We start from the raw sequence: 25,803 nt of genomic DNA, 5'->3' as shown, positions 1-25,803 counted from the left end.
CAATGGCCAGCCGTTCCAATCCTTCTTTCCAGCTGACCGGAGGCATGGTGCTCGCGATGCTCCTCGCCTTCTTCGGGACCGTGATCGGCGTCAACGTCTACATGATGAAGATGGCGATCTCGACCCTGCCGGGCACCGAGGTCGACAGCGCCTACAGCGCCAGCCTCGGCTACGAGAAGGAGATCGCGGCGGCGCGCGCCCAGGAGGCGCGGCGCTGGCAGGTCGAGGCGCATATCGAGCGTAGCGCCGGCGGTGCCGCCATCCTGCAGGTCAACGCGCGCGACGCAAGCGGCAATCCCGTCTCGGGCCTGACCTTCCAGGGCCGGCTCGAGCGTCCGGCCGACAAGCGCGCGGATCAGGACGTCGCCCTCGCCGAGGTCGGCATCGGCATCTATCGCGGCACGGCGGAGGCGATCGCGCCGGGCCAGTGGGACCTCGTGCTCGAAGGTGATTCCAGCGGCCGCCGCCTGTTCATGTCGAAGAACCGCGTGCTGCTGAACTGAAGGGACTTCCGATCATGCATGTGACGCGTGACTTCTCCCACTACGTCAAGGATCTCGGCGCCGGCCTGAAGCACATCGACCTCGCGGTCGAGGGTGTCAGCTGCGCCGGCTGCATGGCCAAGATCGAGCGCGGCCTCTCGGCTCTGCCCGACGTGACGCTCGCGCGGGTCAACCTGACCGACCGCCGCGTCGCGCTGGAATGGAAGCAGGGCACGCTCGATCCGGCCAAGTTCATCGACCGCCTCGCCGAACTCGGCTACAAGGCCTATCCGTTCGAGAAGGCAAGCGCCGAGGCCACCGAGGCCGAGGAATCGCGCTTCCTGCTGCGCTGTCTCGGCGTCGCCGCGTTCGCGACCATGAACGTGATGATGCTGTCGATCCCGGTGTGGTCCGGCAATGTCAGCGACATGCTGCCGGAGCAGCGCGACTTCTTCCACTGGCTGTCGGCCGTCATCGCATTGCCGGCCGCGGCCTATGCCGGCCAGCCGTTCTTCCGTTCGGCATGGCGCGCGCTCAAGAGCGGCAACGTCAACATGGACGTGCCGATTTGCATCGGCGTGATCCTGGCGCTGGGCATGTCGGTCGTCGAGACCTTCCACCACGCCGAGCACGCCTATTTCGACGCCGCGATCATGCTGCTGACCTTCCTGCTGGTCGGCCGCTATCTCGACCAGAACATGCGGCGGCGGACTCGCGCGGTCGCCGGCAATCTCGCCGCGCTGAAGGCGGAGACCGCGACCAAGTTCATCGGCCCCGACGAGATTTCGGAGGTACCGGTCGCCGCCGTTCGCGCCGGCGATCTCGTGCTGCTGCGACCCGGCGAGCGCTGCGCCGTCGATGGCGTCGTGGTCGAGGGCCGCTCCGAGATCGACCAGAGCCTGATCACCGGCGAGACGCTGTACGTGCCGGCCGAGCAGGGTACCGCGGTCTATGCGGGTTCGCTCAACATTTCCGGCACGCTGCGCGTCCGGGTGTCGGCCGCGGCCGAGGGCACCTTGCTCGCCGAGATCACGCGCCTGCTCGACAACGCGCTGCAGGCCCGCTCGCGCTACATGCGCCTCGCCGACCGCGCCTCGCGGCTCTATGCGCCGGTCGTGCACGCGACAGCGGCGCTCACCGTGCTCGGCTGGGTGCTGATGGGCGCGAGCTGGCATGACGCCATCGTCACCGGCATTGCCGTGCTGATCATCACCTGTCCCTGCGCCCTCGGGCTCGCGATTCCCACCGTGCAGACCGTGGCGTCGGGCGCGATGTTCAAGTCCGGCGTGCTGCTCAATGCGGGCGATGCGATCGAGCGCCTCGCCGAGGCAGATCACGTCATCTTCGACAAGACCGGCACCTTGACGCTGCCGGAGCTCGAGGTCGTCAACGCCGCCGACATCCCTGCAGATGTGTTCGCGCTGGCCGGCCAGCTCGCGCTGTCGAGCCATCATCCGGTGGCCGCGGCGGTGGCACAGGCCGCCAATGCGCGGTCGCCGCTGATGGGCGCGGTCGAGGAGCCGGGCCAGGGTGTCCGCGCCGTCGTCGACGGCGTCGAGATCAGGCTGGGACGTCCAACCTTCTGCGGCGCCGAGGCGCTGGTTGCGCAGACCGGCAGCGTCGATCCCGAGGCCTCGGTGGTGGCCTTCAGCCGCGGCGACAGCAAGTACCTGTTCTCGGTGCGGCAGGGCTTGCGCCCCGACGCCGCCAAGATCGTCGCCGGCCTGCAGCGGCGCGGCATCAAGGTCGAGATCCTCTCGGGCGATCGCGAGGCGGCGGTGGCCGCGGCCGCCAAGGCGCTCGGCATCGGCGAGTGGCGCGCCGGCGTCACGCCGGCCGACAAGATCGCGCGCATCGAGGAGCTGAAGCGCGCGGGCGTCAAGGTCATGATGGTCGGCGACGGCATGAACGACGCGCCGTCGCTCGCCGCCGCGCACGTCTCGATGTCGCCGATCTCGGCCGCGCATCTGAGCCAAGCCACCGCGGATCTCGTCTTCCTCGGTCGTCCCCTGGCGCCGGTGCTGGCCGCGATCGACTACGCGCGCAAGGCGCTGCATCTGATGCGGCAGAATCTGTGGCTCGCAGTCGGCTATAACGCCCTGGCGGTGCCGCTTGCGATCAGCGGCGTCGTCACCCCGCTGATCGCGGCAGCCGCGATGTCCGGCTCGTCGATCATCGTCATGCTGAATGCGCTGCGTGCCCGCAAGGTGGCCGGGGAGGCCGCGTCATGGAAGTGATGATCATTCTCGTCCCGCTCGCTCTGGCGCTCGGCCTTGCCGGCCTGGTCGGCTTTCTCTGGTCGCTGAAGAGCGGCCAGTATGAGGATCTCGAAGGGGCGGCCTGGCGCGCCATCGCCGACGATGATGAGCAGGCCCCGCCGGCTCAGCCCGAGGCCGCGCCGAGCCGGTCCTGAACGCCTGGCAGCGTCATCCGACGCGCCAGGTATCCCGCGACCGCGAGCGCGGCGGCGATGCCTGCCACGCAAGCCGTCCAGCCGAACCGGTCGAACAACTGGCCGAGCACGGCCGTTCCGATGATGCCGCCGGCGAAATAGCTGGCGAGGTAAAGACCGCTTGCAACGCCCTGATCGTGGGCGGCGGTCTTTCCGACGAAACCTGTGGTCACGGCCTGGGCGAAGAACGTGCCCGCGCCGACCAGCACCATGCCGGCGAGCACCGCCCCGAGCTGTGACGACAGCATCAGGACGAGGCCGAGGCCTGCGGTTGCGAGTGCGCCCCAGATCGCGCCCTGTGTGCCAATCCTTGCGACCGTCCGGCCGGCGAGCAGCGTGGTGACGATCGAGGGCAGGAAGACGAAATACACCAGTCCGACCTCCATCATGCCGAGCGACAGCGGCGGTCGCACCAGCACGAAGTTCACGAAGGTGAAGGCGCCGATGAAGGCGAACAGGACGCAGAAGCCGACGCCGAAGGCCGCGCGCAGCCGGCGGTCGCGCAGGTGATCGGCGATGGCCCCGCCGCGCAGCCGCATCGTTCCCTGCACACGCATGGCCGCGCCTCCGACCGCGAATGCGGCGAGAAGGGCACCGCAGACATTGAGCGCGGCGAAGACGTAGAAGGTCGGCTTGAGGCCCAGGGCACCGGTGAGACCGGCCGAGAGCAGGCGCCCGACCAGATTGCTGGCGACGTTGCCGGTGATATAGGCCGCGAAGGCGCCGCCGGCCTCGCTGGCGGTGCACTGCTCGCCGAGATAGGCAAGGGTGAGGGCGAACGCCGAGGCCATGCACAGGCCCTGCAGGATGCGCAAGCCTGCGAACACCGTCAGGTCGGGCGCGCTGCCGAGCAAGGCGGTGAAGCCGGCGAGCAGGGCAAGGCTGGCGACGATGCCGATCCGGCGATCGATCAGCGGGCTGAGCAGGCCGATGACCAGGCTCGCGATCGCCATTCCCAGCGTGCAGGCGTTGACGGCAAGCCCCATCTCGGCCGCGCTGACCTGATAGTAGCGCGCGAGGACCGGCAGCATCGCCTGCGCCGCGAACAGATCGACGAGGCTGAAAAAGGCGAGCAGGCCGACCAGGACCGCGCGCCGCGCCGCCCTTCGTGCATTCACATCGGCGGCTCCAATCGGCAACCGTGCGGACAGATCCGTCATGGCAATCTCCTCGGCTCCACAGGCAACGCGGCCGTATCCGGATCGCCTGCCTGAAGGGGGCGATCCGAAGGCGGCTGGCGGAGGCCCGCGATCTACATGTTGTGATCGTGCGGATCCTTGCGAACGTCGCCGACATAGAGGATGACCGTCTCCTTGCCGTCGTTCTTCCACCAATGCGACGTGCCGAACACCTCGGCTCTCAGATCGCCGGCCTTGTGCAGGATCGGCTCGGCGCAGTTGCTGGCATATTCGATGATCTCGCCCTGCTGAACGAAGATCAGCGCCGGGCGATCGTCATGGCTGTGCCACGGCACGATGCCGCCGGGCGCGATGGTCAGCTTGCGGAAGCGCAACTCGCGGTCCTTGATATTGGCGGGCTGCTTGGCGAGATCGATCGCGCCAAGCGTGACGTCGGTAACGCCGACCGCCTTGACGTCGGCTTTCTCACGTACGCCGGCCTTGATCTTGTCGGCCGGACACTCGCCGGCGCGGGCGCCGGACGCCGCGATCACCGTCGTAGCAACGGCCAGGACGAAAGCAGCGCTCAGGCGGCGCGCGCGTGTAGGTGCGATCTGCATCAACATGTCATTGTCTCCTCTGATGGAACAGCGGCCCGCGCCGAGCGGGCATCGCGAGGCGCACCATCGGGGAGCAGGGGACATGATGGAAATGCATCCTTTCTCTGGAGCCGATAGACCGCCGCTATCGATAGGCGGACGCTATCCTCGCGATTGGACAACGGCATTTCTCAAGCAGAGCAGGTCGCGCTTGTAATGCGGACGCCCGATGACGGGCGACAGCATTCATGAGGAGGAGATATCCATGACCCGCCTGTCCAAGACCTTGATCGCCGCGGCCGTGGTCGCGGTCTCTGCCACCGCAGCCATCGCGCAAGGCGGCCTCGATCTCGCGCCCGGCATGGCCTATGTCTACAGCGCCGGCAAGACCAGCATGATGACGATGGCCGCCGGCGACGCCAATCATCGGGCCATGATGCGCCACGCCAGGAAGGTGCCGAACAACACCGTCTTCTTCATGAGCGACGGGCAGCTCTATTCGGCGTCCGGCATGCTCGATCCCACCGGCAATTTCTATCGGCCCTGAGCGCGACAGTCGGGCAGGCCGCCCTTGTGGTCGGCTTGCCCGGGAAACTATCATGGTTGGGGTCCTGAACCTGCCGGAGCTGCTCATGACAGTGCTTTCACCCGCGGATGCCGAGCGGCTCAGACAGGCCTTCCTGCAATGCAGGGAGATGCAGGGCACCCTGCGTCAGCAGCTCGATGCCTATGCCGCTGCGGGTCGCGAGATCTTTCCGGCCTACGCGTCCGCCGTCGACCGCCTGGTGGCGCGGCTCGGAGACAACGGCGGCGGCGAGACTGCGCCGCGGCCCGGTGAGACGATGCCGCCATTCGTCCTCCCCGATGAGGCTGGCCGGCTGGTGAGCCTGCAATCCTGCCTCGTCCGGGGGCCGGTCGCCGTGATGTTCTTCCGCGGCCATTGGTGCCCCTATTGCCGGCTCAACGTTCGCGCGGTGATCAAGGCGCAGGAGCGCATCGACGCCGCGGGCGGCGCGATCGTCGCGATCATGCCGGAGCTGCAGGCGTTCACGCAGCAGTTCAAATCGGACGCCGGCGCCACCTTCCCTGTGTTGACGGATCTCGACAACGGCTATGCCTTGTCGCTCAACCTCGCGATCTGGCTTGGTCGTGAGATCCAGCAACTACTGGCGCACCAGGACCTGGCGAGCTTCCACGGCAATGACGGCTGGGTGTTGCCCATTCCGGCTGCCTTCGTGGTCGGGCGTGACGGTCTCGTAAAGGCGCGCTTCGTCGATCCCGATTTCCGCAAGCGGATGGAAATCGACGATCTGGTCGAAGCGCTTCGCCAGGCCGCGGCTCAGGACAGCTGAGCGAGCCATCCCTGCCAGTTCCTGCCGCGCAGCATGCGCATCACGGTCGAGGCAACCGCCGTGCGTTCACGGCCAGCAACGCCGTAGAGATGAACGGTGCGCCGCGCGTCGAGTCCGTCGACGGTGGCCCGATGCAGGGTCTCCGGCAGCGTGGTCGTTTGCGGCACCACACCGATGCCGACTCCGGCTTCCATCAGCGCGATCAGGTCGCGTTCGGAGTGGACATCATGAGTTCGTCCGAGGTCGACGCCGCGTTCGCGGAGCAGCGTGCGCAACCTGTCCGCATGTTCGCAATAGTTGCGGCACAGCAACGCGTCACCGCCCAGATCATCGATCGCGATCGGATCCTGCCCGGCCAGCCGGTGCCGGCTGCTCACGGCGAGCGCGAAGTCCTCCGTGAAGAGAGGCCAGACATCCAGCCGATCCCAGGTCTCGTCGATCTCCGAGGCGATGCCGAGCTCCGCTTCGCCGCTCTTCAGATGCTCTGCGATCATGCGGCTGCTGCCGCGTAGAAACCTGAGCTCGAGCTGGTTGAACTGGCGCTGCAGCTGATCGAGCAGCGGGATCAGCAGCGCAAGGTCGACCGAGTCGGCGAGCGCGATCCGGAGCGTGCCGAGCTCTCCGCTCTTGAAGGACGAGGCGAGGGTTCGCGCGCCAACGGCAGCCTCGTAGCATTGCTTCAGCAGTGGATGCATGCGCTGGCCGAGCTCGGTGAGTTGCGCGGCCGGCCGCTCACGCCGGAACAAGTCGCCACCGAGCTCGGCTTCGAGCTGCTTGATCGCACGCGTCAGCGACGGCTGCGTCACGTTGCATTCCTCGGCCGCGCGCGTGAAGTGCAGCAGCCGGGCAACGGCAAGAAAATACCGAACCTGATGCATTTCCATCGAGGTGCTCCGTTCGATCGGGCCGACGTCCCCGGGTGCAATATCCTACCAAGCGGGGCTTGGCACCAGCGATTGCGATAGCGAACACCTATCGTGTGGTGAGCCAAACGGCATTTCCATTGGTCATGGCGGCCCGGCAATTTGTGCAGGCACGGGGCTCAACTGCTCGGACGAAGGCGACGCCATGGCTGTAGATTCACTGAAAGCCCGATCCACATTACCTCCGTTGTCCGGCAGGGTGGCGGTGATCACCGGCTCGACCAGCGGCATCGGTCTGGGGATTGCGCAGGCACTTGCCGGTGCCGGGGCGCACGTGATGCTGAACGGCTTCGGAGCTCCCGAGGAGATCGGCCGCATCAGGTCGCAGATCGCTGCGGAGTTCGGTGTTCGCACCGGCTATGCTGCGGCCGACATGACGCAGCCGGAAGCGATCGCGCGCATGATGGCCGGTACCCTGCAGGAATTTGGCCGTATCGACATCCTGGTCAACAACGCCGGCATTCAACACGTCGCGCCGCTCGAGCAGTTTCCCGTCGAAAAGTGGGACGCCATCGTTGCGGTCAATCTCTCGTCGGCGTTCCACACGATGCGGTTGGCACTGCCGTCGATGCGGCGGAATAGCTTCGGTCGCATCATCAACATCGCCTCGGCGCATGGCCTCGTCGCGTCGCCGTTCAAATCGGCCTATGTCGCTGCCAAGCATGGCATCATCGGCTTGACCAAGGTCGCGGCGCTGGAGGCGGCCGAGATCGGCATCACCTGCAATGCGATCTGTCCAGGCTACGTCTACACGCCGCTGGTCGAGGCGCAGATCGACGGACAGGCCAGGGCGCACGGCATCTCCCGCGATCAGGTCATCCGCGATGTCCTGCTGGCGCAACAGCCGAACAAGCGCTTTGCAACGGTGGAGGAGATCGGTGCGCTCGCCGTCTTTCTCGCCAGCGATGCCGCCGCATCGATCACCGGTGTTGCCCTGCCGGTCGATGGTGGTTGGACCGCACATTGACGGTTGGGCGATGTAACAGCGACGGGAAAACTGCGAACAGGACAATGCATCAGGAGGGAGACATGAGGAGGGAGACATGGCCGACGTCGACGACACGATGTGCGCGATGATCGATCGCAGCAGGCTGCCTGGGCAGGTGGTTCTCGTCCTGCAGGGCGGTGGTGCGCTCGGTTCATACCAGGCCGGCGTCTATCAGGCGCTGCACGAGGCTGGTCTGGAGCCGGACTGGGTGATCGGGACATCGATTGGCGCCATCAATGCCGCTCTCATCGCCGGCAGCCCGGTGCAGGAGCGCATGACGCGGCTGCGGGAGTTCTGGAAGCAGATGCACCGGCGGCCAGCCTGGACAGTGCGCACGGCCTTTCCGGATTTCAACGAGCGGCTGTCCTATTGGACGACCGTGACGCATGGGATTCCGGGCTTCTTCCGTCCCAACGCCCTGGCGCATGCCGGGGAGTCCTATCCGCTCGGTGCCGAGCAGGCCGGCTATTACTCGACCGCTCCGCTGCGCGAAACGCTGCAGGAGCTCGTCGACTTCGATCGTCTCAACAATGGCGGTCTACGCCTCACGGTCGGGGCGGCGCATGTCAGGACGAGCCGGATGCGCTATTTCGACAGTCGCGACGAGGTGCTGGATGTCCGCCACATCCTGGCATCGGGCGCGCTGCCTCCCGCGTTTCCGGCAGTTCGCATCGATGGCGAACTGTATTGGGACGGCGGCATCCTGTCGAACACGCCGACCGAGGTCGTGTTCGACGACAATCCGCGAAAGGACTCGCTGATCTTCGCCGTGCATCTGTGGAATCCCGAGGGAGCCGAGCCGACGACCATGGCGGAGGTGTTCAACCGCCACAAGGACGCGCAATATTCGAGCCGGATCTCGAGCCATATCGCGCGCCAGCAGCAGACGCATCGGCTGCGGCATATCATCAATCAGCTTGCGGTTCATTTGCCGGAGTCGGCCCGCAATGATCCGGCGATCCGCGATCTTGTCAGTCACGGTTGCCAGACGCGGATGCATGTCGTCCGGCTGCTGGCCCCGCAACTCGCTCGCGAGAGCCATACCAAGGATATCGATTTCACCGAGCGAGGCATCATCGCGCGCTGGACTGCGGGCTATCAGCACACGCGATCGGTCCTGCAGCGCAGGCCCTGGTCGGGCGAGCACGATCCGCTCTCCGGCGTGGTGTTGCACGATCCCTCGGTGACGCTTGCAGCGGCTGCGGAGTAGAGGGCCCGATGGGCCGAGTCGATCCGATTGGCGCGGTATCGCGGCATTCCGATACCGCTCGGATCAGCTCAGTTTAAGGGATTAGTCGCCATTCGTTCTTAATCATTATGGCGCGGCAGCATCGCCGCGATTCGTGTTTGCCGACCGCGCGGGGACGTCGCCGGAGGCCGCTGCGCCAGCGCGTATCGGCCGACGCGAGCGTGACCGGCCGGGCAGCGATATTTGATTGGGAACGGCCGATGTCCGAGCGCTCGGTGCTGCAGAATGAGACGATCAAGCCGGAGACCGGTGCGGTCAGTCTCAAATGGAAAATTCTTGCCGGCAATCTGCTGACCGGCTTCTTCGCGATGGCCTTCGCCTTTGCGCTCGCATGGAGCGGGTGGGGCGACTTGCGCAAGCGCGAGCGGGCGGAGCAGGTTCTGGACGCCTTCGAGCTGGCACTGAAGGTCAATGCGCAGATCCCGCTCGAGCGCGGCCAGTGGAATCTGCTCGCGGCGGCCGGGTCCGCGTCGGCGGATGATGTCGCCAAGCTCGACAAGGCCATCGCCACGACGGACGAGTCGTTGGCACGGGCCAAGACCGCCGCGCAAGTTGCGGGCCTGCCGACCACCAACATCGATGCCGCAGCGACGACACTGCGTGGCGTCCGTTCGGCGGCGCGCAACGCTGTACCGCTTCCGGCCGCGCAACGTCCGGCGAACATCCAGGCGACGACCACGGATGGCCTCGGTCGGGCGGCCGAGTCCCTGAATGCCGCCATCGACGAGACCGCGATCGAGCTGTCGGGGGCCGGCGGCGAGGTCGAGAACCTGTTGCCTTCGGCCCAGCTTGCGCAGCTGTCGCAATCGATGCGCACGATCAACGGCGCGCGCTCCGCCGTGCTGCGCTTCTTCATCCAGAACGTCAGCTGGACCCCGGCGCGTCTTGCCGAGGTGACCGAGCAGAGCGGACAGGTGACCCTGCTGTGGCAGCAGATCGAGCTCGCGGCGCGCAGCGTTCGCAATACGCCGGAGGTGTCCGCCGCGCTGGAGCACGTGCGCACGACCCTGATGGGTGCTGGCGAACAGCGCTACCGTCAGATCGTCACGGCGGGGCGCGACGGACAGCCGTCGCCGGTCACGGCTGAGGAATGGGGCCGCTGGACCACGCCGATGCTGAACAACGTCATCGTGCTGCGCGATGCGGCGCTGAAGTCCGCGCATCAGGCCATCGATCAGGCGATCGGCGCGGCGCGGCTGCGGCTGTTCATCGCGCTCGGCGTTCTGCTGCTGGTGGCGATCGTGTCGGTCGCCGTGGTCATCGGCGTCGTCCGCGGCGTCATCGGCCCGCTGGTCGGGCTGACCGGCGTGACCCTGCGCCTCGCCAATGGCGAGCTGAGCGCCGACATTCCGAACGAGTCCCGCAAGGACGAGATCGGCGCGATGGCGCGCGCCCTGAAGATCTTCAAGGACGCGCTGATCGCCAAGAAGGCCTCGGACGAGGCCGCGCAGCGCGACGCGCAGGCGCAGATCGATCGGGCCCAGCGGCTGGATGCGCTGACGCGCAACTTCGAGTCGACGATCGCCGACATCGTCAACACCGTGTCGTCGGCGGCCTCGGGCCTCGAGACGTCGGCGGATATGCTGACAAACACCGCTAGCCGCTCGCAGGAGCTCAGCACGGTGGTGGCGGCTGCGTCGGAGGAAGCGTCCGCCAACGTTCAGTCGGTCGCCTCCGCCACCGAGGAGCTCTCCTCGTCGGTGACCGAGATCAGCCGTCAGGTCCAGGCGTCGGCCCGCATGGCCGGCGACGCCGTGCAGCAAGTGCGCCAGACCAATGGGCGCGTCGCCGAGTTGTCGCAGGCCGCAGCCCGCATCGGCGACGTCGTCGAGCTCATCAACAGCATTGCCGGACAGACCAATCTCCTCGCACTCAACGCCACCATCGAGGCGGCGCGCGCCGGCGACGCCGGCCGCGGTTTCGCGGTGGTTGCGACCGAGGTGAAGGCGCTCGCGGAACAGACGGCGAAGGCGACCGAGGAGATCTCACAGCAGATCTCGGGCGTGCAGGCCGCGACGCAGGAATCGGTGAATTCGATCCAGGCGATCAGCTCGACGATCGAGCGGCTTGCCGAGATCGGAGCAGCCATTGCGGCGGCGGTCGAAGAGCAGGGCGCGGCAACGCAGGAAATCTCGCGCAACGTGCAGCAGGCGGCCCACGGCACCCAGCAGGTCTCGTCCAACATCACGGACGTGCAGCGCGGCGCCTCGCAGACCGGCTCGGCCTCCGCCGAGGTGCTGTCGTCGGCCAAGTCGTTGGCTGGAGATTCCAACCGCCTCAAGCGGGAGGTCGGCAGCTTCCTGGAAGCGGTCCGCGCAGCGTAAGAAGCCGGCCTTTACAAGCGCCCAAGAAAAAGCCCGGACGAGGTCCGGGCTTTTGTTGTTTGACCCTAGCCCGGATGAGCGAAGCGATATCCGGGGCCTGTTCGACAGGATGAGATGAACCCGGATGTGGCTTCGCTCATCCGGGCTACGGGAGCGGGCTACGACGCCAGCATCTTCCGGTACAGCGCGTTGTAGCAGGCGGCCGACAGGTTCCAGCTGAATGAGCGGGCCATCGCCGACAGCCGCATCTCGTTCAGCCGTTCGGTGCTGGTGAACGCCGAAAACGCGCGCTTCACCCCGCCGAGGAAGGATTCCGCCGACGGCTTCTCGAACAGGAATCCGGTCTCGCCATCTGTGATGGTCTCGGCGAGGCCGCCGGTCTGGTGGCCGATCGGCAGCGAGCCGAAGCGCTGGGCGTACATCTGGCTCAGGCCGCATGGCTCGAAGCGCGACGGCATCAGGGTGAAGTCGCTGCCGGCGAAGATGCGCCGCGCCTGTGCATCGTTGAAGCCGATGGCGACCCCGATCGCGTCCGGCCGGCGGCGGTGGGCCTCCATCAGCGCGCGCTCGATGGCGGGCTCGCCGGTGCCGGTGACCACGATCTGGCCGCCGGCGCCGACGATCTCATCGGCGGCTTCCAGCACCAGGTCGATGCCCTTCTGATGGACGAGGCGCGCGACGATGCCGAACATCGGACCGCGCGACACGGCGAGGCCGAACTGCTTGCGGACGTAGTCGGCGTTGGCCTTCTTGCCCTTCCAGTCGCCCGCGGCGAAGGGCTGCGCCAGCTGCTGGCAGTAGCGGGGATCCCAGCTCTCGTCGATGCCGTTGAGAATGCCGGTCAGCTCATCGGCATTGGAGCGCTGCCGGAGCAGGCCCTCCAGCCCGCAGCCGAGCTCGGGCGTCGTGATCTCCTGGGCATAGGTCGAGCTGACCGTGGTGAGATGCGACGCATAGATCAGACCGCCCTTGAGAAAGGACAGTTTGTCGTAGAACTCCAGACCGTCGATGTGGAACGAGGATTCGGGGGCGCCGATCCGGCGCAGCGACTCGCGCGGGAACAGGCCCTGATAGGCGAGGTTGTGGATGGTCAGGATCGACGGTACGTCGACCCCGCGCCACGCCAGATAGGCCGGCACCAATGCGGCCTGCCAATCATTGGCGTGGACCAGATCGGCTGCCCAGTTCTTGTCCAGCGTGCCCGCCGCCAACTCGGCGGCGGCGGCGGCGAGACGGCCGAAGCGGATGTCGTTGTCCGCCCAGTCCTGCCCGCTTTCGTCGCCATAGGGGTTGCCCGGCCGGTCGTAGAGCTCGTCGCAGAGCAGGACGTAGACCGGCAGGCCGTCGCGGGTCGACGACCGCCCCAGGGCGCAGCCCGGCATCTCTGCCAGGGGCGCGCAGTGGCCGACGATCTCGATGTGAGTGAGTTGCTCGATCACGTCCCGGTAGCCGGGCAGCATGATCCTGACATCGGTGTGTGAGCGCAGCGCCCGGGGAAGTGCCGCCGAAACGGCAGCCAGTCCGCCCACCCGGACGAAATCGTCCATTTCGGTCGTAACGAACAGAACCCGCAAGAGATGTCCTCGATCAAGCCCCATGTTCGTCCTATGCAAGAAAAGGTCCAAATTCAGTCATGAAGAAAGGCGCTGCCGCACCGCGGCGGGACGCCAAACGCTTTCGACATCGAATGGTTCGATCTAGAAACGACCTGCACAACGATCGATGGCTTACGCTTTGTGAATCCGCGACGGCAAAGCGGACCTTCGGCCTCGGTGCCGAGCGAGAAGAGTTCAAACCAGGGAGCTGCCAGGGTGAGTCTAGTGGGAAACGATGAGAGCCGTTTGACAGGATGTTTCGAGGGACTGCGCGTCCTCGACTTCTCGACCACCATCGCCGGCCCGCACTGTGCCCGCATGCTTGCCGATATGGGAGCGGAGGTGATCAAGATCGAGTCAGTCGAAGGTGAAACCATGCGCACCCGGCCTCCGATGCGTCATGGCTGCTCTACCGCTTTCGGTCAGCTCAACGTCGGCAAGAAGAGCGTCGTGCTCGACCTCAAGTCGCGCGACGGTGTCGCCGCGGTGCGTCGGCTGGTCGCATCGGCCGATATCCTGGTTGAGAACTTCCGCCCTGGAGTGATGCAGCGGCTCGGGCTGGACTATGCGGCCTTGAGCGCGCTGAACCCGCGGCTGATCTACTGCTCGATCTCGGGCTACGGCCAGACCGGCCCATCGGCGGAACTCCCGGCCTACGCCCCGGTGATCCATGCGGCTTCGGGCTACGACATGGCGCATCTCGCCTACCAGCCGGGGCGCAGCCGGCCCGATTATTGCGGCATCTATCATGCCGACGTCGTCACCGGGACCTACGCGTTCGGCGCCATCGCCTCCGCTCTGTATCAGCGCGAACGCAACGGGCGCGGCCAGCACATCGACTGCTCGATGCTGGAATCGATGCTGAGCCTGACGCTGAACGAGATCCAATGGTCGCAATTTCCCGTCACGCAGCCGTCGCGGCCGACCTTCGGCCCGGCGGAGTGTCGCGACGGCTATGTGATGATCGCCATCGCCAGCGAGAAGACGTTCCAGAACCTGATGACCGTGATCGGCCATCCGGACTGGGTCGATGATCCCAGATTCGCAAAGTATTCCGACCGGCGGGCAAACTGGGGGGCGCTGATGGATGGCGTGGAAGCCTGGTCGCGCCGGCTCACCGTCGCCCAATGCCTGGAGGCATTGAATGCGGGCGGCGTGCCAAGTTCGGCCTACCGCAGCGTGGCCGATGCGCTGGCTGATCCGCAGATCGCGCATCGCGACGCGCTGGCCAATGTGGAGGATGCAGCCGGCAACTTCAAGGTCGTCAACCTGCCGTTTCGGATGTCGGAAGCGAAGATTGCGGCCGGCCCGCGGGCCGCAAGCCTCGGAGAGCACACCGTGGAAGTCCTGCGGGGAGCTGGCGTAGGCGACGCTGCAAAACCTTGAGCTCGCTGAGGCAAAACGCTGCAGGGCTGCCATGACCGCAGGTGCTGCGCGCAGCCTTGCCGCTCCTCACGTTTCCAGCCAATGTCGCGATATCGCAAGAACAGTCCGGACCAGCCGGACGCGCTCATGCCGGGGAGGAGGTCCGAGGCGACGTTGCCGCGCGCAGCCACGCCGCTCGTCCCGTCGATGCGCCGTCCGGTCGCGCCCGCACGGACTACGGGAGTGAAACCATGAAGAGCTTCAAGGTCACCGATTTCAATGCGCCGCTGACCGAGGTCGACGAGCCGACACCGCAACCATTCGGCAAACAGGTGCTGATCAAGGTGAAGGCGGCCGGCGTCTGCCACAGCGATCTGCACATCTGGGAAGGCGGCTATGATCTCGGGCACGGCCGCAAGCCGCTGTCCCTCAAGGATCGCGGCGTGTCGCTGCCGCGGACCATGGGCCATGAGAGCGCCGGCGAGATCGTGGCGTTCGGGCCGGAGGTCACCGAGGCGGAGAAGAGCGGGCTGAAGGTCGGCGACGTCGTGCTGGTCTATCCCTGGATCGGCTGCGGCAAGTGCGCCACCTGTCTCGCCGGCGACGAGAACATGTGCCTGAAGCCGGCCTCGCTCGGCGTCTATTGCGACGGCGGCTATGCCGACCACATGACGGTGCCGCATCCGCGCCACCTGATCGATCTCAAGGGGCTCGATCCGGTGACGACCGCGCCTTACGCCTGCTCCGGTGTCACGACCTACAGCGCGCTCAAGAAGGTCGAGAAGGATTTCGACACGCCGATCGTGATCTTCGGCGCCGGCGGCCTCGGGCTGATGGCGCTGTCGCTGTTGAAGGCAATGGGCGGCAAGGGTGCGATCGTGGTCGATATCGACGCGCGCAAGCGCGAGGCGGCGCTGGCGGCCGGCGCGCTGGCGGCGGTCGACGGCAAGGCGCCTGATGCGCTGGAGCAACTGAACAAGGCCGCAGGCGAGCCGATCCGGGCCGTCATCGACCTGGTCGGCAATGCCGCCACCGCGCAGCTGGGATTCGACTGCCTCACCAAGGGCGGCAAGCTGGTCATCGTCGGCCTGTTCGGCGGCGGCGCGCCGTGGGCGCTGCCGCTCATTCCGATCAAGGCGGTGACGATCCAGGGCAGCTATGTCGGCAACCTCCGCGAGACAAAGGAGCTGCTCGACCTCGTCCGCGCCAAGCACATCGCGCCGATCCCGGTGACGCCGATGCCGCTCGCCAAGGCCAACGATGCCCTGCGTGAGCTGCAGAAGGGTCAGCTGGTCGGCCGCGCCGTGCTGACGCCGTAGGACACACCCTCTCCATCGTCATTGCGAGGAGCGAAGCGACGAAGCAATCCAGAGTCTCAACCTGGGCCCTGGATTGCTTCCGCCGTCGCCCTTCGGGCTAAGGCGGACAAGTCGCTTCGCTCGCAATGACGGCGCTAAATCCCTCGTGTGACGAAGAAAAAAGCATGCCCTCCACCAACGCACTCCACATCGCAGTTCTCCCCGGCGACGGCATCGGGCCGGAGGTCATGGCGCCGGCCCTTGAAGTGCTGCGCAAGGTCGAGGCCAAGGCCGGCCTGTCGTTCCGGTTCACCGAGGCCCAGGCCGGCGCGAACAACTATCTCGCGACCGGCGTCTCGATCGCCGACTCCACGATCCGGCTGTGCGAAGAGGCGGACGCGATCCTGCTCGGCGCCTGCGGGCTGCCGTCGGTGCGCTATCCCGACAACACCGAGATCGCGCCGCAGATCGAGCTGCGCTTCCATTTCGACCTTTATGCCGGCGTGCGGCCGGCGCGGCTGATCCCGGGCGTGCCGAGTCCGATCGTCGGCGCCGCCGAGCGCGGCATCGACTTCGTCGTGATCCGCGAGTCCACCGAAGGCCTGTTCGCTTCGATGGGCAAAGGTGTCGTGACACATGAGGAGGCGCGCGAGACCCTCGTCATCACCCGCAAGACATCCGAGCGGCTGTTCAACTTCTCCTTCAAGCTCGCCGCCCGGCGCCGCGCGCGCGGCCGCTCGGGGACTTTAGCCTGCGTCGACAAGGCCAACGTCTTCAAGGCCTTCGCCTACTTCCGTAAGATCTTCGACGAGGTCGCTCAACTTCATCCGGACGTGAAGACGGACCGCCTCTACATCGATGCTTGCGCGCTCATGCTGGTGAAGCGCCCGTGGGATTTCGACGTTCTGGTCACCGAGAACATGTTCGGCGATATCCTGTCCGATCTCGCCGCTGGTCTCGTCGGCGGCATGGGCATGGCGCCGTCGGCCGACATCGGCGATCGCCACGCCGTGTTCCAGCCCTGCCACGGCACCGCGCCCGACATCATGGGGCAGGGCAAGGCCAACCCGACCGCGATGATCCTGTCGGCCGCGATGATGCTGGACTGGCTGGCGGACACCCATGGCATCGAGGGGGCAGCAGAGGCGGCCCAGCGGATCGAGCAGGCCGTCGACCAGGTCTATGCATCCGGCCTCAAGCCATTCGAGTTCGGTGGCAATGCCGGCACGATCGACGTGACCAGGGCGGTGCTGGAGGCGCTCTAACGTCCCTTGAAGGCTGGCTTGCGCTTCTCCATGAAGGCGCGGCGGCCCTCGCGGAAATCCTCCGAATCCATGCAGATGTCGCCGATCCGCTTGATGGCTTCCATGTCGCGGCGGCTTTCGTCCTTCAGCACTTCGGCGATGGTGATCTTGGCGGCCTTGACCGCCAGCGGCGCATTGACGGCAATGGTGCGGGCGATCTCCAGCGTGGCCGGCAGCAGTTCGTCGTTGCTCATCATCCGGTCGACGAGGCCGATCCGCAGCGCCTCCGCGGCATCGATCCGCAGGCCCGTATAGAGCAGCAGCCGCGCCTGCGACGGGCCGACCAGTGACACCAGGTTGCGCAGGCCGTCATAGCCATAGGCGATGCCGAGCCTGGCGGCGGGGATGCCGAACTGGCTGTCCGCGGCGGCGAAGCGCATGTCGGTCAGCATCGCGATCTGCAGGCCGCCGCCGAGGCAGAAGCCGCTGATGCAGGCGATCGTCGGCTTCGGGTAGCCGGCGAGCAGCGCCCGCTGGGCGGCGCTTCGCTCGGCATAGGCCTCCGAGGCCGCGGCATTGTGGCGGCTCTGCTCGAACTGGCTGATGTCGGCGCCGGACACGAAGGCCTTGCCGCCGGCGCCGGTCAGCACCACGACCCGGATCGCGTCATCGTCGCGCAGCGCGACCAGTGCCTGGCCGAGCCCCTCCCACATCTCCAGCGACATCGCATTGCGCTTGTCCGGGTTGTTGAAGGTAATGATGCCGACGCCATCGTCCGCTCTGGTCATGAGGATCTTGTCCCCGGCGAAGGTGGTGGGGAGCTCGGAGATGGTCGGCATGTGGGTCCGTCCGCAGGAGGGCAGGCGGCCGGCATCGTTCACCGCGCCTGTGACGGCGTCAATGCAAGTTCAGGACATGATGGGCAGGCAAAGGGACGTTCGGGCCGAGCTCTCGACCTGTGCACGTGTGGCCCAGGAGAGGACGCGCAGCGTTCATGATCAGCGTCGGCCGGACAGGACCGAAACGCCGGCATGCCGCCACTTCCTATGACGGCAGAGAGCACGAGATTATAAAAGCGACGAAGCCTCAGACCGCGCAGCGATCGCTGTGCGGACGAGAAGGGCCGGTGTGTCGGCCGCGCCGATCGCTCGGCCTTGAGCCGAGGCAGTGAACTCGCCCGAGCTGGCAGAGCGCCTGGCGCCCCCAAGTTGCGCCCTCGAGCGAAGATGGCCCATATCCATCACGGGCAGACCTGTCTGACGGATCAGACAGCCTTGCCTATTCTTCGTTCGCTGCGATCGATTCCATCAAGGATACCAGCTGACGCTGCACGGTCTGGTCCTTGATCTTGCTGTAGGCGCGCAGCAACCGCAGGCTGAAGGCTGAGTCCAGGAACAGGAGGCTCTCGACCTCGCGCGCCTTGCTGTCGCCGTCGTAGAAGAACGTCACGGGCACGTCGAGCGCGGTGGCGATCTGCTGCAGACGCGCAGCGCCGACCCGGTTGACGCCCTTCTCGTACTTCTGGACCTGCTGGAAGCTCACGCCGAGCTTCTCGCCGAGCTCGGCCTGCGAGATCTTCTGCTCTACACGCCGCAGGCGAATCCGCTTGCCGAGCTCGATGTCGGGCTTGCCCGCACTGCGCTGCTTCATTTTCTTTGCCGCTGATTTGTTCATACTGATTTTACCGTCCTTCCATCGGAAAGCCCCCGAATAGATGGGTCAGGGGTTCACCCATATATACTGTTTTAAGTTGCTGTGGATGAATGAATTCGTCTTTAAACCACGGGTATTTGCCAGGGTTAAAAGCCTCGACCAGCCAGTCGATCATGTGACGCACCCTAGGGATGCGTCCGGTGGTGGCATGATAAGACAGCCAGATGTCGTAGGACCACTTGAGGTCAACCTCCAGTGGTATGATCTTCCCGCCCAGGGCACTCGCATAGGTTGGGAAGACCCCGATGCCGGCGCCGTGCGCCACGGCCCAGTAATTGGCGCTCGAGACATTGGTGGTCATCGCGATCAGGTCCCGCTGCTCGAAACCGGGGAAGATGGTGGCGAAGGCGGCATTGGCGGCGGCTTCGTCCGCCACCTGCAGAACCAAGCGGTGTTTGACAAGATCGTCAATCGTCTTTGGGATGCCAAATATCTCCAAATATTTCTCGCTCGCAAAGCACATCAGGTGCATGCGGCCGAGCCGGACCAGCTTGACGTCGAGCGCCGCCGGCCGGGAGAGGTGGATGGCGACGTCGGCCTCGTGACGCGACACGTCGGCCGAGCGCATCGCGCAATAGAGATCGACCATGACGTTGGGAAAGCTCTGCTGAAATTCGACCAGCCGGGGCGCCAGCCAGAACGTGCCGAGCCCCTCGGTCACCGCGACCCGGACCTCGCCCGACGCAGCGCCGGCGAGACCATCGCCCGCGCGCAGCAGCTCGAATGACGCGGCCTCCATGTGCTCGACGGCGGAGACCACCAGCGCGCCTTCGTCGGTCAGCCGAGCGCCGTGGACATCGCGCGTGAACAGCGTCGCGCCGATCTGCCGCTCGAAATCATCGATGCGTCGCCGTACGGCATTGATCGAGAGCGTCAGCCGCTCGGCCGCGGAGCGAAAGCTGCCGGCCCTGACAACCTCGAGGAATATCCGCGCTGCATCCCAGTCGGTGAGGCTTGCCTGCGCCGATTTGCTCACGGTCGACTTGGCCGGGGCGGCCCGGCCCGTCGCAGTTCTTGCCGGCTTGCTCGCCGTTGCGCCCTTGGCGCCGCCACTCTCTCGGCTCAGTTCAATGCTCGATCCTGCCCCAGCAGACGAGCCGCCGTGCTCCCCTGGTGCCAGCGTCGCAGGGGTCTCGGCTAGTTCCCGGCGTTCCTTCTGAGGAACGCCCCGTTCCGCCGCAACGCGCATACAAGCTCTCTCCGCCTGCTAGAGTGATTCCGATAAATTACGGGCAGGGCACGTTCGTGCCATGATTTGGTTGAGCGATCGAGGGTCGATGAGTCTGCCACCTTCAGTTCTCTGCAGCATGGTCTTACCGCCAGCAGATGCGCGGTCTGACACATCATGTAGGACAGGGACACGCTTAACGCGAGTCGAACCTAAGATCGACGGTTTTTGCCTCGACCGCAATGAAATGGTATTCGAAGATGGGCCGTTGTCATGCTATCGTGATGAACGGATCGTGGCGCTAATTCATCGAATGCCGGGGAGCGGTGATGTCTCTTCACCCTGCGTCATGCCAGGACGCCGTCGTGCCGTCCCAGGGGGTGGGTGCATGGCTCGGCTGAGCCGCATCGGCAAAGCGCAGGGGAGCAACGACATGACGTATTTGGAAGCCATCCGCGAGTCGGGAGTTGCTCGGCTCCATCTCGTCGCACGCTACTAGAACGGAAACGACGCCTGTGGCCAATTCAGACGAACAAATGCTTGCAGTGCTTGCGTCCCTCGAGCAGTGCCGCGCCATGCTCGCGGCGACGGGCAATCGCGAATCGGCGCATTTGGTCTCGGTTGCCATCCTCGACCTGCGCATGAAGCTGAACCGTCTGAGCGAGGACGATCTGAAATCGCTCTGCGATGAGATGGTTCAAGCCGACAATCCCGACAAGCTGCGCGATGCGAAGCTGCAGCCGGGTCAGCGCCGGCCACCGTTGCTTCGAGTGGTGAAATAGCACAGTTCGATGTGTGCACAAGGGTGCATTTGGCGCATTTGTGATATGTCGTGATCCCACGGTGAGGCGCGCGCCGGCTCGCAGACGAGCCGGTTAAAGCGAGGCGACACTCCCTATCGGGGCGGGGGACTTCGCCAATGAGGCCCCGATCCGGGGACGTCGGGCTCTATCCTGGCGAAAGCCCGCAGGCCGTGATCATCGTTGACCGCCGTAACTTCGGCACGTCTGTTGCGTATTCCCCGCATCGGCGGCAAGAAGCGTCGTGCCCCGGCTTGCGCCTGGAGGGGCGTATCGCGGGACTCGCATGATCCAGAACGTATCGATTCCGGCCGCGTTCATTGCTGGCCTGGTCAGTTTTCTTTCGCCCTGCGTGCTACCGCTGGTTCCTCCGTATTTGATCTATCTCACCGGCGCCACGATCGAGCACATCGAGAGCGACGAGCCTCCGGCCGCGTCGCGCCGCGCCGTGATGATCTCGGCCGCACTGTTCGTGCTGGGCTTCTCCACCGTGTTCGTGATGCTGGGGGCGAGCGCCTCGCTGATCGGCGGCCTGATCCGGGCCTGGTCGGAGCAGTTGTCCATCCTCGCCGGCGTCGTCATCATCGTGATGGGCCTGCACTTCCTCGGCCTGACGCGGATCTCGTTCCTGATGCGCGAAGGGCGGCTGCCGATCCCCAAGCCGGTCGGCCTGTGGGGCGCCTATGTCATGGGGCTCGCCTTCGCCTTCGGCTGGACGCCGTGCATCGGGCCGATCCTGGCGGCGATCCTCTCGATCGCAGCCGCGGAGACGACGGTCGCCAAGGGGGCGGGGCTTCTTGCCGTCTATTCCGCCGGCCTCGGCATTCCGTTCCTGGTCGCGGCGTTCATGATCGAACAGTTCTCGGCGCTGTTCATCCGCATGCGTGGCCATCTCGTGAACATCGAGCGCGCGATGGGCGTGCTGATGATCGCCACCGGCATCGGCTTTCTCACTGGCGCGGTCTCGACCTTCAGCATCTGGCTGCTCGAGACGTTCCCGGCGCTGCAGAGGTTCGGCTGACGCGGCTCAATCGTCGAGCTTGCAGGTGATGGTGTAGACCACGCCCGGCGGCAGGAAGTCGACCGTGGCCTCGCCGCCGAGCTGATCGCGCGCGCTGCGCTCGATCAGGCGGGAGCCGAAGCCGCGCTGGATCGGCGCCGAGACCACCGGGCCGCCGGTTTCCTGCCACACCAGCCGCAGCCGTGCCGGCAGCTTCTTCGCCGCGTCGGCCGCGCTCGCCAGCTCCCAGGACAGATCGACCGTGCCGGTGTCGTTGGAGAACGCACCATATTTGGCGGCGTTGGTTGCGATCTCGTGCACGATCATCGACAGCACGACGGCGAGCCGCGGCGACAGCGCCACCTTCGGGCCGGAGATCCTGATGCGGTCGGGCGTGTTGAGGCGGTAGGGCTTGAGCACGCGCTCGATCACGTCCTGCAGCTCAGAACCCTGCCATTTCTCCTTGCTGAGCAGATTATGGGCCTCGGCGAGCGCGCCGAGCCGGCCCTCGAACTTCTCACGCTCATGGCGGCTGGCGCTGCGGAAGGTCTGCACCGCGATCGCCTGCAGGATCGCCAGCGTGTTCTTGACCCGGTGATTGAGCTCCTCGATCAGCAGGTCGTGCAGCATCTCGGCGCGCGCGATCGTCGTCGCCATCCGCACCGCGAAGGCCAGACCGATCGCCAGCATGATGCCGCCGAGCAGGCTGGTGACGGCGAGGTTGCGCCACAACGGCGCAACCAGCGAATCCTCGGCGATGCCGGCACCGATGGTCCATCCGGTGAGAGTGGAATGGGTGAAGCTCGACAGCAGCGGCACGCCCTCGAGCGATACGCTCGACAGCGTCGCCTCCTGCTCGTTGCGCATGCGATCAAACACCGAGGGCGAGGCCTGCTTGCCTATCGTCTCCGCCGGATTTGGCACGCGCGCGAAGACGGTCGCCTGGCGGTCGAGCAGCGACAAGGTCCAGTCCGGATTCGGCCGCTGCTTTTCCAGGATGGTCTGGAACATCTCGATCGGTGGGCTGAACGAGATGTCATAGACGACCTCGCCGTCGCGAAAGACGGGCACCTCGACGGTGACGATCAGGCTCTTCTTCACGACGCCGTAGAACAGGTCGGAATATTGCGGCTGCCGGGTCTCGAACACGCGGCGGGTGATCTCGCGGTTGTTGCGCGTCGGCAGGTGAGCCGTATCCGTCGTCGCCGACGAGAATAGCTGGCGTCCGTTGCGGTCGGCGACCACGATCGTGCCGTTCTTGCCGTACTGCTCGAGGAAGCCCATCGCGATCGGCCGGAAGCGTTCGAAATCGCCGGTGGTCAGAGCATCGGTCAGCGCCAGGACCTGGACGCCGCCGGTCATGCGCTGCATTTCGGCATCGAGCGTCAGCCGGATGCTGCGCACCGTCTCCAGCACGCGCTGACGGGCGTCGCTGCGATCCTGCATGTAGCTGTGCAAGACGATTCCGCCTGCGAACAGGATGAGCGGCAGTGTGGTCCCTGCGACCAGAAGAGCAAGCCGGATCGGCAGGGAGAGTTTTGGCACGGATGCCCCGTTTGAGCTGGCGCTGCTGATCGCCGTTGGGACTGACGCAGGCGGGAGACGCGTCGGGCGGAGGCGAATTTGTGCGGCGAGCGCATATCAGGCTGGAGCGGCTGCCTCCGCAAGGGCTCGGCGGTTGCAGCCGTTCACATGACTGTCAGCATAAGAGAGCACCGCGTGCACGCCAAGCGCAACGCGCGGGGATCGCCGGTTCCCTGAGCGGCTTTACCGCCACGACGCCTCTCCTAGACGTTGCTCTCGGTGATCGCCGCGTACACCATCGTGCGCAGCTCGCGGCGGATCGGGTAGGCGCTCGACGGCAAGACCTGGGTCATGAAGATCGTGATCAGCTCCTCGGCCGGGTCGATCCAGAACGCCGTGGAGGCCGCACCGCCCCAGGCATATTCGCCGGCGCTGCCGGGGATCAACGTCTTGGCCGGATCCATCGTCACCGAGAAGCCGAGACCGAAGCCGATCCCGTTATAGGCTGCTTCCGCGAACATCGAGCGCGACAGCGCCGGCAAGTCGACGCCGCCCGGCAGATGGTTCGAGGTCATCAGCTTCAGCGTCTTCGGTCCGAGCAGCCTGACGCCGCCGAGCTCGCCGCCATTGAGCAATGCGCGGCAGAACGTCAGATAGTCGGCCGTGGTCGAGCACAGGCCGCCGCCGCCGGAGATGAAGTCGGGCGGGTTCAGGAACGAACTGGTCGCCGGGTCGTCCTGCAAGGTCAGGCCGCCCTTGCGATCGGCGGCGTGGAACGACAAGGCGCCGCCGGCATCGGCCGAGTAGCACGCCGCCAGCCGGTGCGCCTTCGCCGCGGGCACGTGGAAATCGGTGTCGCTCATGCCGAGCGGATCGAAGATGCGCTGCTTCAGGACTTGCTCGAACGGCTGGTCGGCGATCTTGCCGACGAGATAGCCGACCACGTCGGTCGAGACCGAGTAGTTCCAGGCCTCGCCCGGCGAGAATTCGAGCGGAATACGCGAGAGATCATCGATCATCGACTGTAGCGTTCCCGCCTTTTCGACTGCGCCGATCTTGGCGTCGCGATAGGCGGCATCGACGTTCGAGCGCTGCTGGAAGCCGTAGGTCAGGCCGGAGGTGTGGCGCAGCAGGTCGACGATCAGCATCGGCCGCGACGGCGGCCGGCTGACAAAGGCCGGTGCGGTGCCGGCGACGAACACGCCGAGATTCTTCCACTCCGGAATGTATTTCGCGACCGGCTCGTCGAGCGCGACCTTGCCTTCCTCGACCAGCATCATGAAGGCGACGGAGGTGATCGGCTTGGTCATCGAATAGATGCGGTAGATCGTGTCGTCCCTGACCGGGACCTTGCGCTCGACGTCGGCATAGCCGAGCGAGCTCGCATGCACGATCTTGCCGCGGCGATAGACCATCAACTGCGTCCCGGGAAAGCGGCCGGCCTCGACATAGCGCTGCCGCAGATGGGTATCGATGCGATCGAGCGCGGCTTTGGACATGCCGACGGTTTCGGGCGAGGCGGGTGTCGGGGCGAGCATCGGGCGTCTCCGCTATGATCGGTTTCTGGCGGCCGGCGCGAGGATCGGCCGCGCATGCCGTTTGTTCCGGGTGATAGCCGAAAAACGCGCCGCGTCCAATGGCAGGCCAGGCATGCGTCGTGTACCCTTTGCGCCGGGAGGAATTGGCAATGACACAATTCAATGAAGGCGAGCTCACGGAGGCCGTCGTCGCGAGCTTCGAACGGACACCCGATCCGCGCGCGAAATTCCTGCTGCAGGAATTGGTGAAGTCGCTGCACGATTATGTGCGCCGGACGGAGCTCACTTTCGACGAATGGGCCGCCGCCATCGAGTTTCTCACCCGCACCGGACAGACCTGCACCGCAAGCCGGCAGGAGTTCATCCTGCTGTCCGACGTGCTCGGCGTGTCGATGCTGGTCGACGCCATCAATCATCGCGACCGGGCAGGGGCGACGGAGACGACCGTACTCGGCCCGTTCTACGTCGGCGAGCACAAGGTGACGCCCCACGGCACCGACATCTCGGCGGATCTCAAGGGCGAGAAGATGTTCGTCCAGGGACGGGTGACCGATCTGGCGGGTGCCCCGCTGGCAGGCGCCGCGGTCGATGTCTGGCATGCCGACGACGAGGGCTTCTACGATTCGCAGCGGCCGTCCTATGAAAGCGATGGTCCGTCGTCGCGGGCGCGCTTCATCACCGATGCGGATGGCCGCTTTTTCTTCCGCACCATCCTGCCCTGCAGCTATCCGATCCCGACCGACGGTCCGGTGGGACGGATGATCCTCGAGACCAAGCGTCATCCGATGCGCCCGGCCCATGTGCATTTCCTGGTGGACGCCAAGGGCTACGAGCCGCTCATCACCCATGTCTTCGTCGGCGGCGACGAATATCTCGACAGCGACGTCGTCTTTGGCGTCAAGGACGAGCTCATCGCCCAGGTCGAGCGGCGCAGCGACGCGGTGATGCCGGACGGCAAGCTGGCCATCGGGCCATGGCACTTGATGACCTATGATTTCCGCATGAAGCCGGGAGCGGGCGTGGCGCCGAGGCCGCTTGGCGCGATCGCGCCTGAACCCGCCTGATCCGCGG

Annotated in this window: 23 protein-coding genes; 14 read left to right on the top strand and 9 right to left on the bottom strand. The window is 65.9% G+C overall.

Annotated features, from left to right (window positions below; translation table 11 throughout):
* Positions 1-2 precede the first annotated feature (2 nt).
* Genes ACQR03_RS30795 through ccoS form a run of 3 tightly spaced genes read left to right on the top strand, consistent with a single transcriptional unit; the run spans position 3 to position 2,895 of the window.
* Positions 3-503 (top strand): FixH family protein, encoded by a 501-nt coding sequence (locus ACQR03_RS30795; RefSeq protein WP_315715705.1) that lies wholly within the window; start codon positions 3-5, stop codon positions 501-503.
* A gap of 14 nt (positions 504-517) precedes the next feature.
* Positions 518-2,719 (top strand): cation-translocating P-type ATPase, encoded by a 2,202-nt coding sequence (locus ACQR03_RS30790; RefSeq protein WP_315715706.1) that lies wholly within the window; start codon positions 518-520, stop codon positions 2,717-2,719.
* On the top strand, positions 2,710-2,895 hold the full coding sequence (gene ccoS, locus ACQR03_RS30785; RefSeq protein ID WP_315715707.1) for a cbb3-type cytochrome oxidase assembly protein CcoS: 186 nt from the start codon (positions 2,710-2,712) through the stop codon (positions 2,893-2,895). Before ACQR03_RS30790 ends, ccoS begins: the two co-directional genes overlap by 10 nt.
* Here ccoS and ACQR03_RS30780 read toward each other — a convergent pair.
* A complete protein-coding gene (locus tag ACQR03_RS30780) occupies positions 2,865-4,094 on the bottom strand; it encodes an MFS transporter (protein WP_315754195.1) in 1,230 nt (409 codons plus the stop codon). The genes ccoS and ACQR03_RS30780 overlap by 31 nt on opposite strands.
* Positions 4,095-4,186: 92 nt before the next feature.
* The gene (locus ACQR03_RS30775; protein ID WP_409977935.1) at positions 4,187-4,672 is read right to left on the bottom strand and encodes a cupin domain-containing protein; all 486 of its coding nucleotides are present in this window, start codon (positions 4,670-4,672) and stop codon (positions 4,187-4,189) included.
* Between the two features lie 244 nt (positions 4,673-4,916).
* Between ACQR03_RS30775 and ACQR03_RS30770 the strand changes: the two genes are divergently transcribed.
* Together ACQR03_RS30770 and ACQR03_RS30765 are read left to right on the top strand one after the other, a co-directional pair.
* Positions 4,917-5,198 (top strand): hypothetical protein, encoded by a 282-nt coding sequence (locus tag ACQR03_RS30770; protein ID WP_315715711.1) that lies wholly within the window; start codon positions 4,917-4,919, stop codon positions 5,196-5,198.
* A gap of 85 nt (positions 5,199-5,283) precedes the next feature.
* The gene (locus tag ACQR03_RS30765) at positions 5,284-6,003 is read left to right on the top strand and encodes a peroxiredoxin-like family protein (RefSeq protein ID WP_316202301.1); all 720 of its coding nucleotides are present in this window, start codon (positions 5,284-5,286) and stop codon (positions 6,001-6,003) included.
* Here the strand turns inward: ACQR03_RS30765 and ACQR03_RS30760 are convergent.
* Entirely contained in the window at positions 5,991-6,881 is an 891-nt protein-coding gene (locus ACQR03_RS30760; RefSeq protein ID WP_316202328.1) for a LysR family transcriptional regulator, read from the bottom strand. The genes ACQR03_RS30765 and ACQR03_RS30760 overlap by 13 nt on opposite strands.
* Positions 6,882-7,071: 190 nt before the next feature.
* Here ACQR03_RS30760 and ACQR03_RS30755 point away from each other — a divergent pair, with 190 nt between their 5' ends.
* The 3 genes from ACQR03_RS30755 to ACQR03_RS30745 all read left to right on the top strand — a co-directional run bounded on the left by ACQR03_RS30755 (position 7,072) and on the right by ACQR03_RS30745 (position 11,487).
* A complete protein-coding gene (locus tag ACQR03_RS30755) occupies positions 7,072-7,893 on the top strand; it encodes a 3-hydroxybutyrate dehydrogenase (RefSeq protein ID WP_315754193.1) in 822 nt (273 codons plus the stop codon).
* Positions 7,894-7,969: 76 nt separating this feature from the next.
* Entirely contained in the window at positions 7,970-9,124 is a 1,155-nt protein-coding gene (locus tag ACQR03_RS30750; RefSeq protein WP_316202300.1) for a patatin-like phospholipase family protein, read from the top strand.
* Positions 9,125-9,363: 239 nt separating this feature from the next.
* A complete protein-coding gene (locus tag ACQR03_RS30745) occupies positions 9,364-11,487 on the top strand; it encodes a methyl-accepting chemotaxis protein (protein ID WP_315754189.1) in 2,124 nt (707 codons plus the stop codon).
* A gap of 158 nt (positions 11,488-11,645) precedes the next feature.
* On the opposite strand, the gene glgA is transcribed toward ACQR03_RS30745, so the two are convergent.
* Positions 11,646-13,061 carry a glycogen synthase GlgA gene (gene glgA, locus ACQR03_RS30740; RefSeq protein WP_315715717.1) on the bottom strand — a complete coding sequence of 472 codons (1,416 nt, stop codon included), beginning with the start codon at positions 13,059-13,061 and terminating at the stop codon, positions 11,646-11,648.
* Between the two features lie 339 nt (positions 13,062-13,400).
* Between glgA and ACQR03_RS30735 the strand changes: the two genes are divergently transcribed.
* The 3 genes from ACQR03_RS30735 to ACQR03_RS30725 all read left to right on the top strand — a co-directional run bounded on the left by ACQR03_RS30735 (position 13,401) and on the right by ACQR03_RS30725 (position 17,010).
* On the top strand, positions 13,401-14,468 hold the full coding sequence (locus tag ACQR03_RS30735; protein ID WP_434842230.1) for a CaiB/BaiF CoA transferase family protein: 1,068 nt from the start codon (positions 13,401-13,403) through the stop codon (positions 14,466-14,468).
* Between the two features lie 230 nt (positions 14,469-14,698).
* Positions 14,699-15,766 (top strand): alcohol dehydrogenase, encoded by a 1,068-nt coding sequence (locus tag ACQR03_RS30730; RefSeq protein WP_434842219.1) that lies wholly within the window; start codon positions 14,699-14,701, stop codon positions 15,764-15,766.
* Between the two features lie 164 nt (positions 15,767-15,930).
* Positions 15,931-17,010 carry an isocitrate/isopropylmalate dehydrogenase family protein gene (locus ACQR03_RS30725; protein ID WP_315715719.1) on the top strand — a complete coding sequence of 360 codons (1,080 nt, stop codon included), beginning with the start codon at positions 15,931-15,933 and terminating at the stop codon, positions 17,008-17,010.
* Here the strand turns inward: ACQR03_RS30725 and ACQR03_RS30720 are convergent.
* The 3 genes from ACQR03_RS30720 to ACQR03_RS30710 form a co-directional block, all read right to left on the bottom strand.
* Positions 17,007-17,828: an enoyl-CoA hydratase gene (locus ACQR03_RS30720; RefSeq protein ID WP_434842218.1), complete on the bottom strand. Its 822-nt coding sequence runs from the start codon at positions 17,826-17,828 to the stop codon at positions 17,007-17,009. The two genes, ACQR03_RS30725 and ACQR03_RS30720, sit on opposite strands and share 4 nt — an antisense overlap.
* A 439-nt stretch (positions 17,829-18,267) precedes the next feature.
* Positions 18,268-18,663 carry a helix-turn-helix domain-containing protein gene (locus ACQR03_RS30715; protein WP_015668220.1) on the bottom strand — a complete coding sequence of 132 codons (396 nt, stop codon included), beginning with the start codon at positions 18,661-18,663 and terminating at the stop codon, positions 18,268-18,270.
* 7 nt (positions 18,664-18,670) lie between these two features.
* Positions 18,671-19,891, bottom strand: a complete 1,221-nt coding sequence (locus ACQR03_RS30710; RefSeq protein WP_315715722.1) for a LysR family transcriptional regulator — start codon at positions 19,889-19,891, stop codon at positions 18,671-18,673.
* Positions 19,892-20,406: 515 nt separating this feature from the next.
* On the opposite strand from ACQR03_RS30710, the gene ACQR03_RS30705 reads away from it, so the two are divergent.
* Both ACQR03_RS30705 and ACQR03_RS30700 read left to right on the top strand, forming a co-directional pair.
* Entirely contained in the window at positions 20,407-20,652 is a 246-nt protein-coding gene (locus ACQR03_RS30705; protein ID WP_315737708.1) for a hypothetical protein, read from the top strand.
* Positions 20,653-20,956: 304 nt separating this feature from the next.
* Positions 20,957-21,691, top strand: a complete 735-nt coding sequence (locus ACQR03_RS30700) for a cytochrome c biogenesis CcdA family protein (protein WP_315715723.1) — start codon at positions 20,957-20,959, stop codon at positions 21,689-21,691.
* Positions 21,692-21,697: 6 nt separating this feature from the next.
* On the opposite strand, the gene ACQR03_RS30695 is transcribed toward ACQR03_RS30700, so the two are convergent.
* Complete coding sequence (locus tag ACQR03_RS30695; protein WP_434842217.1) at positions 21,698-23,215, bottom strand: sensor histidine kinase; 1,518 nt, start codon at positions 23,213-23,215, stop codon at positions 21,698-21,700.
* A gap of 242 nt (positions 23,216-23,457) precedes the next feature.
* On the bottom strand, positions 23,458-24,732 hold the full coding sequence (locus ACQR03_RS30690) for a serine hydrolase domain-containing protein (RefSeq protein WP_434842216.1): 1,275 nt from the start codon (positions 24,730-24,732) through the stop codon (positions 23,458-23,460).
* 149 nt (positions 24,733-24,881) lie between these two features.
* Between ACQR03_RS30690 and ACQR03_RS30685 the strand changes: the two genes are divergently transcribed.
* Complete coding sequence (locus ACQR03_RS30685; RefSeq protein WP_434842215.1) at positions 24,882-25,796, top strand: dioxygenase; 915 nt, start codon at positions 24,882-24,884, stop codon at positions 25,794-25,796.
* Positions 25,797-25,803 lie beyond the last annotated feature (7 nt).

The sequence above is a fragment of the Bradyrhizobium sp. HKCCYLS3070 genome, assembly GCF_051167575.1.
In the GTDB taxonomy this organism is placed as follows: Bacteria; Pseudomonadota; Alphaproteobacteria; order Rhizobiales; family Xanthobacteraceae; genus Bradyrhizobium.
This window is presented reverse-complemented; position numbering and strand designations above follow the sequence as displayed.

Excerpts from the sequence above, each read along its gene's own strand:
- ACQR03_RS30795 (WP_315715705.1), top strand. The coding sequence starts at position 3 with ATGGCCAGCCGTTCCAATCCTTCTTTCCAGCTGACCGGAGGCATGGTG.
- ACQR03_RS30790 (WP_315715706.1), top strand. The coding sequence starts at position 518 with ATGCATGTGACGCGTGACTTCTCCCACTACGTCAAGGATCTCGGCGCC.
- ccoS (WP_315715707.1), top strand. The coding sequence starts at position 2,710 with ATGGAAGTGATGATCATTCTCGTCCCGCTCGCTCTGGCGCTCGGCCTT.
- ACQR03_RS30780 (WP_315754195.1), bottom strand. The coding sequence starts at position 4,094 with ATGACGGATCTGTCCGCACGGTTGCCGATTGGAGCCGCCGATGTGAAT.
- ACQR03_RS30775 (WP_409977935.1), bottom strand. The coding sequence starts at position 4,672 with ATGCAGATCGCACCTACACGCGCGCGCCGCCTGAGCGCTGCTTTCGTC.
- ACQR03_RS30770 (WP_315715711.1), top strand. The coding sequence starts at position 4,917 with ATGACCCGCCTGTCCAAGACCTTGATCGCCGCGGCCGTGGTCGCGGTC.
- ACQR03_RS30765 (WP_316202301.1), top strand. The coding sequence starts at position 5,284 with ATGACAGTGCTTTCACCCGCGGATGCCGAGCGGCTCAGACAGGCCTTC.
- ACQR03_RS30760 (WP_316202328.1), bottom strand. The coding sequence starts at position 6,881 with ATGCATCAGGTTCGGTATTTTCTTGCCGTTGCCCGGCTGCTGCACTTC.
- ACQR03_RS30755 (WP_315754193.1), top strand. The coding sequence starts at position 7,072 with ATGGCTGTAGATTCACTGAAAGCCCGATCCACATTACCTCCGTTGTCC.
- ACQR03_RS30750 (WP_316202300.1), top strand. The coding sequence starts at position 7,970 with ATGGCCGACGTCGACGACACGATGTGCGCGATGATCGATCGCAGCAGG.
- ACQR03_RS30745 (WP_315754189.1), top strand. The coding sequence starts at position 9,364 with ATGTCCGAGCGCTCGGTGCTGCAGAATGAGACGATCAAGCCGGAGACC.
- ACQR03_RS30735 (WP_434842230.1), top strand. The coding sequence starts at position 13,401 with ATGCTTGCCGATATGGGAGCGGAGGTGATCAAGATCGAGTCAGTCGAA.
- ACQR03_RS30730 (WP_434842219.1), top strand. The coding sequence starts at position 14,699 with ATGAAGAGCTTCAAGGTCACCGATTTCAATGCGCCGCTGACCGAGGTC.
- ACQR03_RS30725 (WP_315715719.1), top strand. The coding sequence starts at position 15,931 with ATGCCCTCCACCAACGCACTCCACATCGCAGTTCTCCCCGGCGACGGC.
- ACQR03_RS30720 (WP_434842218.1), bottom strand. The coding sequence starts at position 17,828 with ATGCCGACCATCTCCGAGCTCCCCACCACCTTCGCCGGGGACAAGATC.
- ACQR03_RS30715 (WP_015668220.1), bottom strand. The coding sequence starts at position 18,663 with ATGAACAAATCAGCGGCAAAGAAAATGAAGCAGCGCAGTGCGGGCAAG.
- ACQR03_RS30710 (WP_315715722.1), bottom strand. The coding sequence starts at position 19,891 with ATGCGCGTTGCGGCGGAACGGGGCGTTCCTCAGAAGGAACGCCGGGAA.
- ACQR03_RS30705 (WP_315737708.1), top strand. The coding sequence starts at position 20,407 with ATGCTTGCAGTGCTTGCGTCCCTCGAGCAGTGCCGCGCCATGCTCGCG.
- ACQR03_RS30700 (WP_315715723.1), top strand. The coding sequence starts at position 20,957 with ATGATCCAGAACGTATCGATTCCGGCCGCGTTCATTGCTGGCCTGGTC.
- ACQR03_RS30690 (WP_434842216.1), bottom strand. The coding sequence starts at position 24,732 with ATGCTCGCCCCGACACCCGCCTCGCCCGAAACCGTCGGCATGTCCAAA.
- ACQR03_RS30685 (WP_434842215.1), top strand. The coding sequence starts at position 24,882 with ATGACACAATTCAATGAAGGCGAGCTCACGGAGGCCGTCGTCGCGAGC.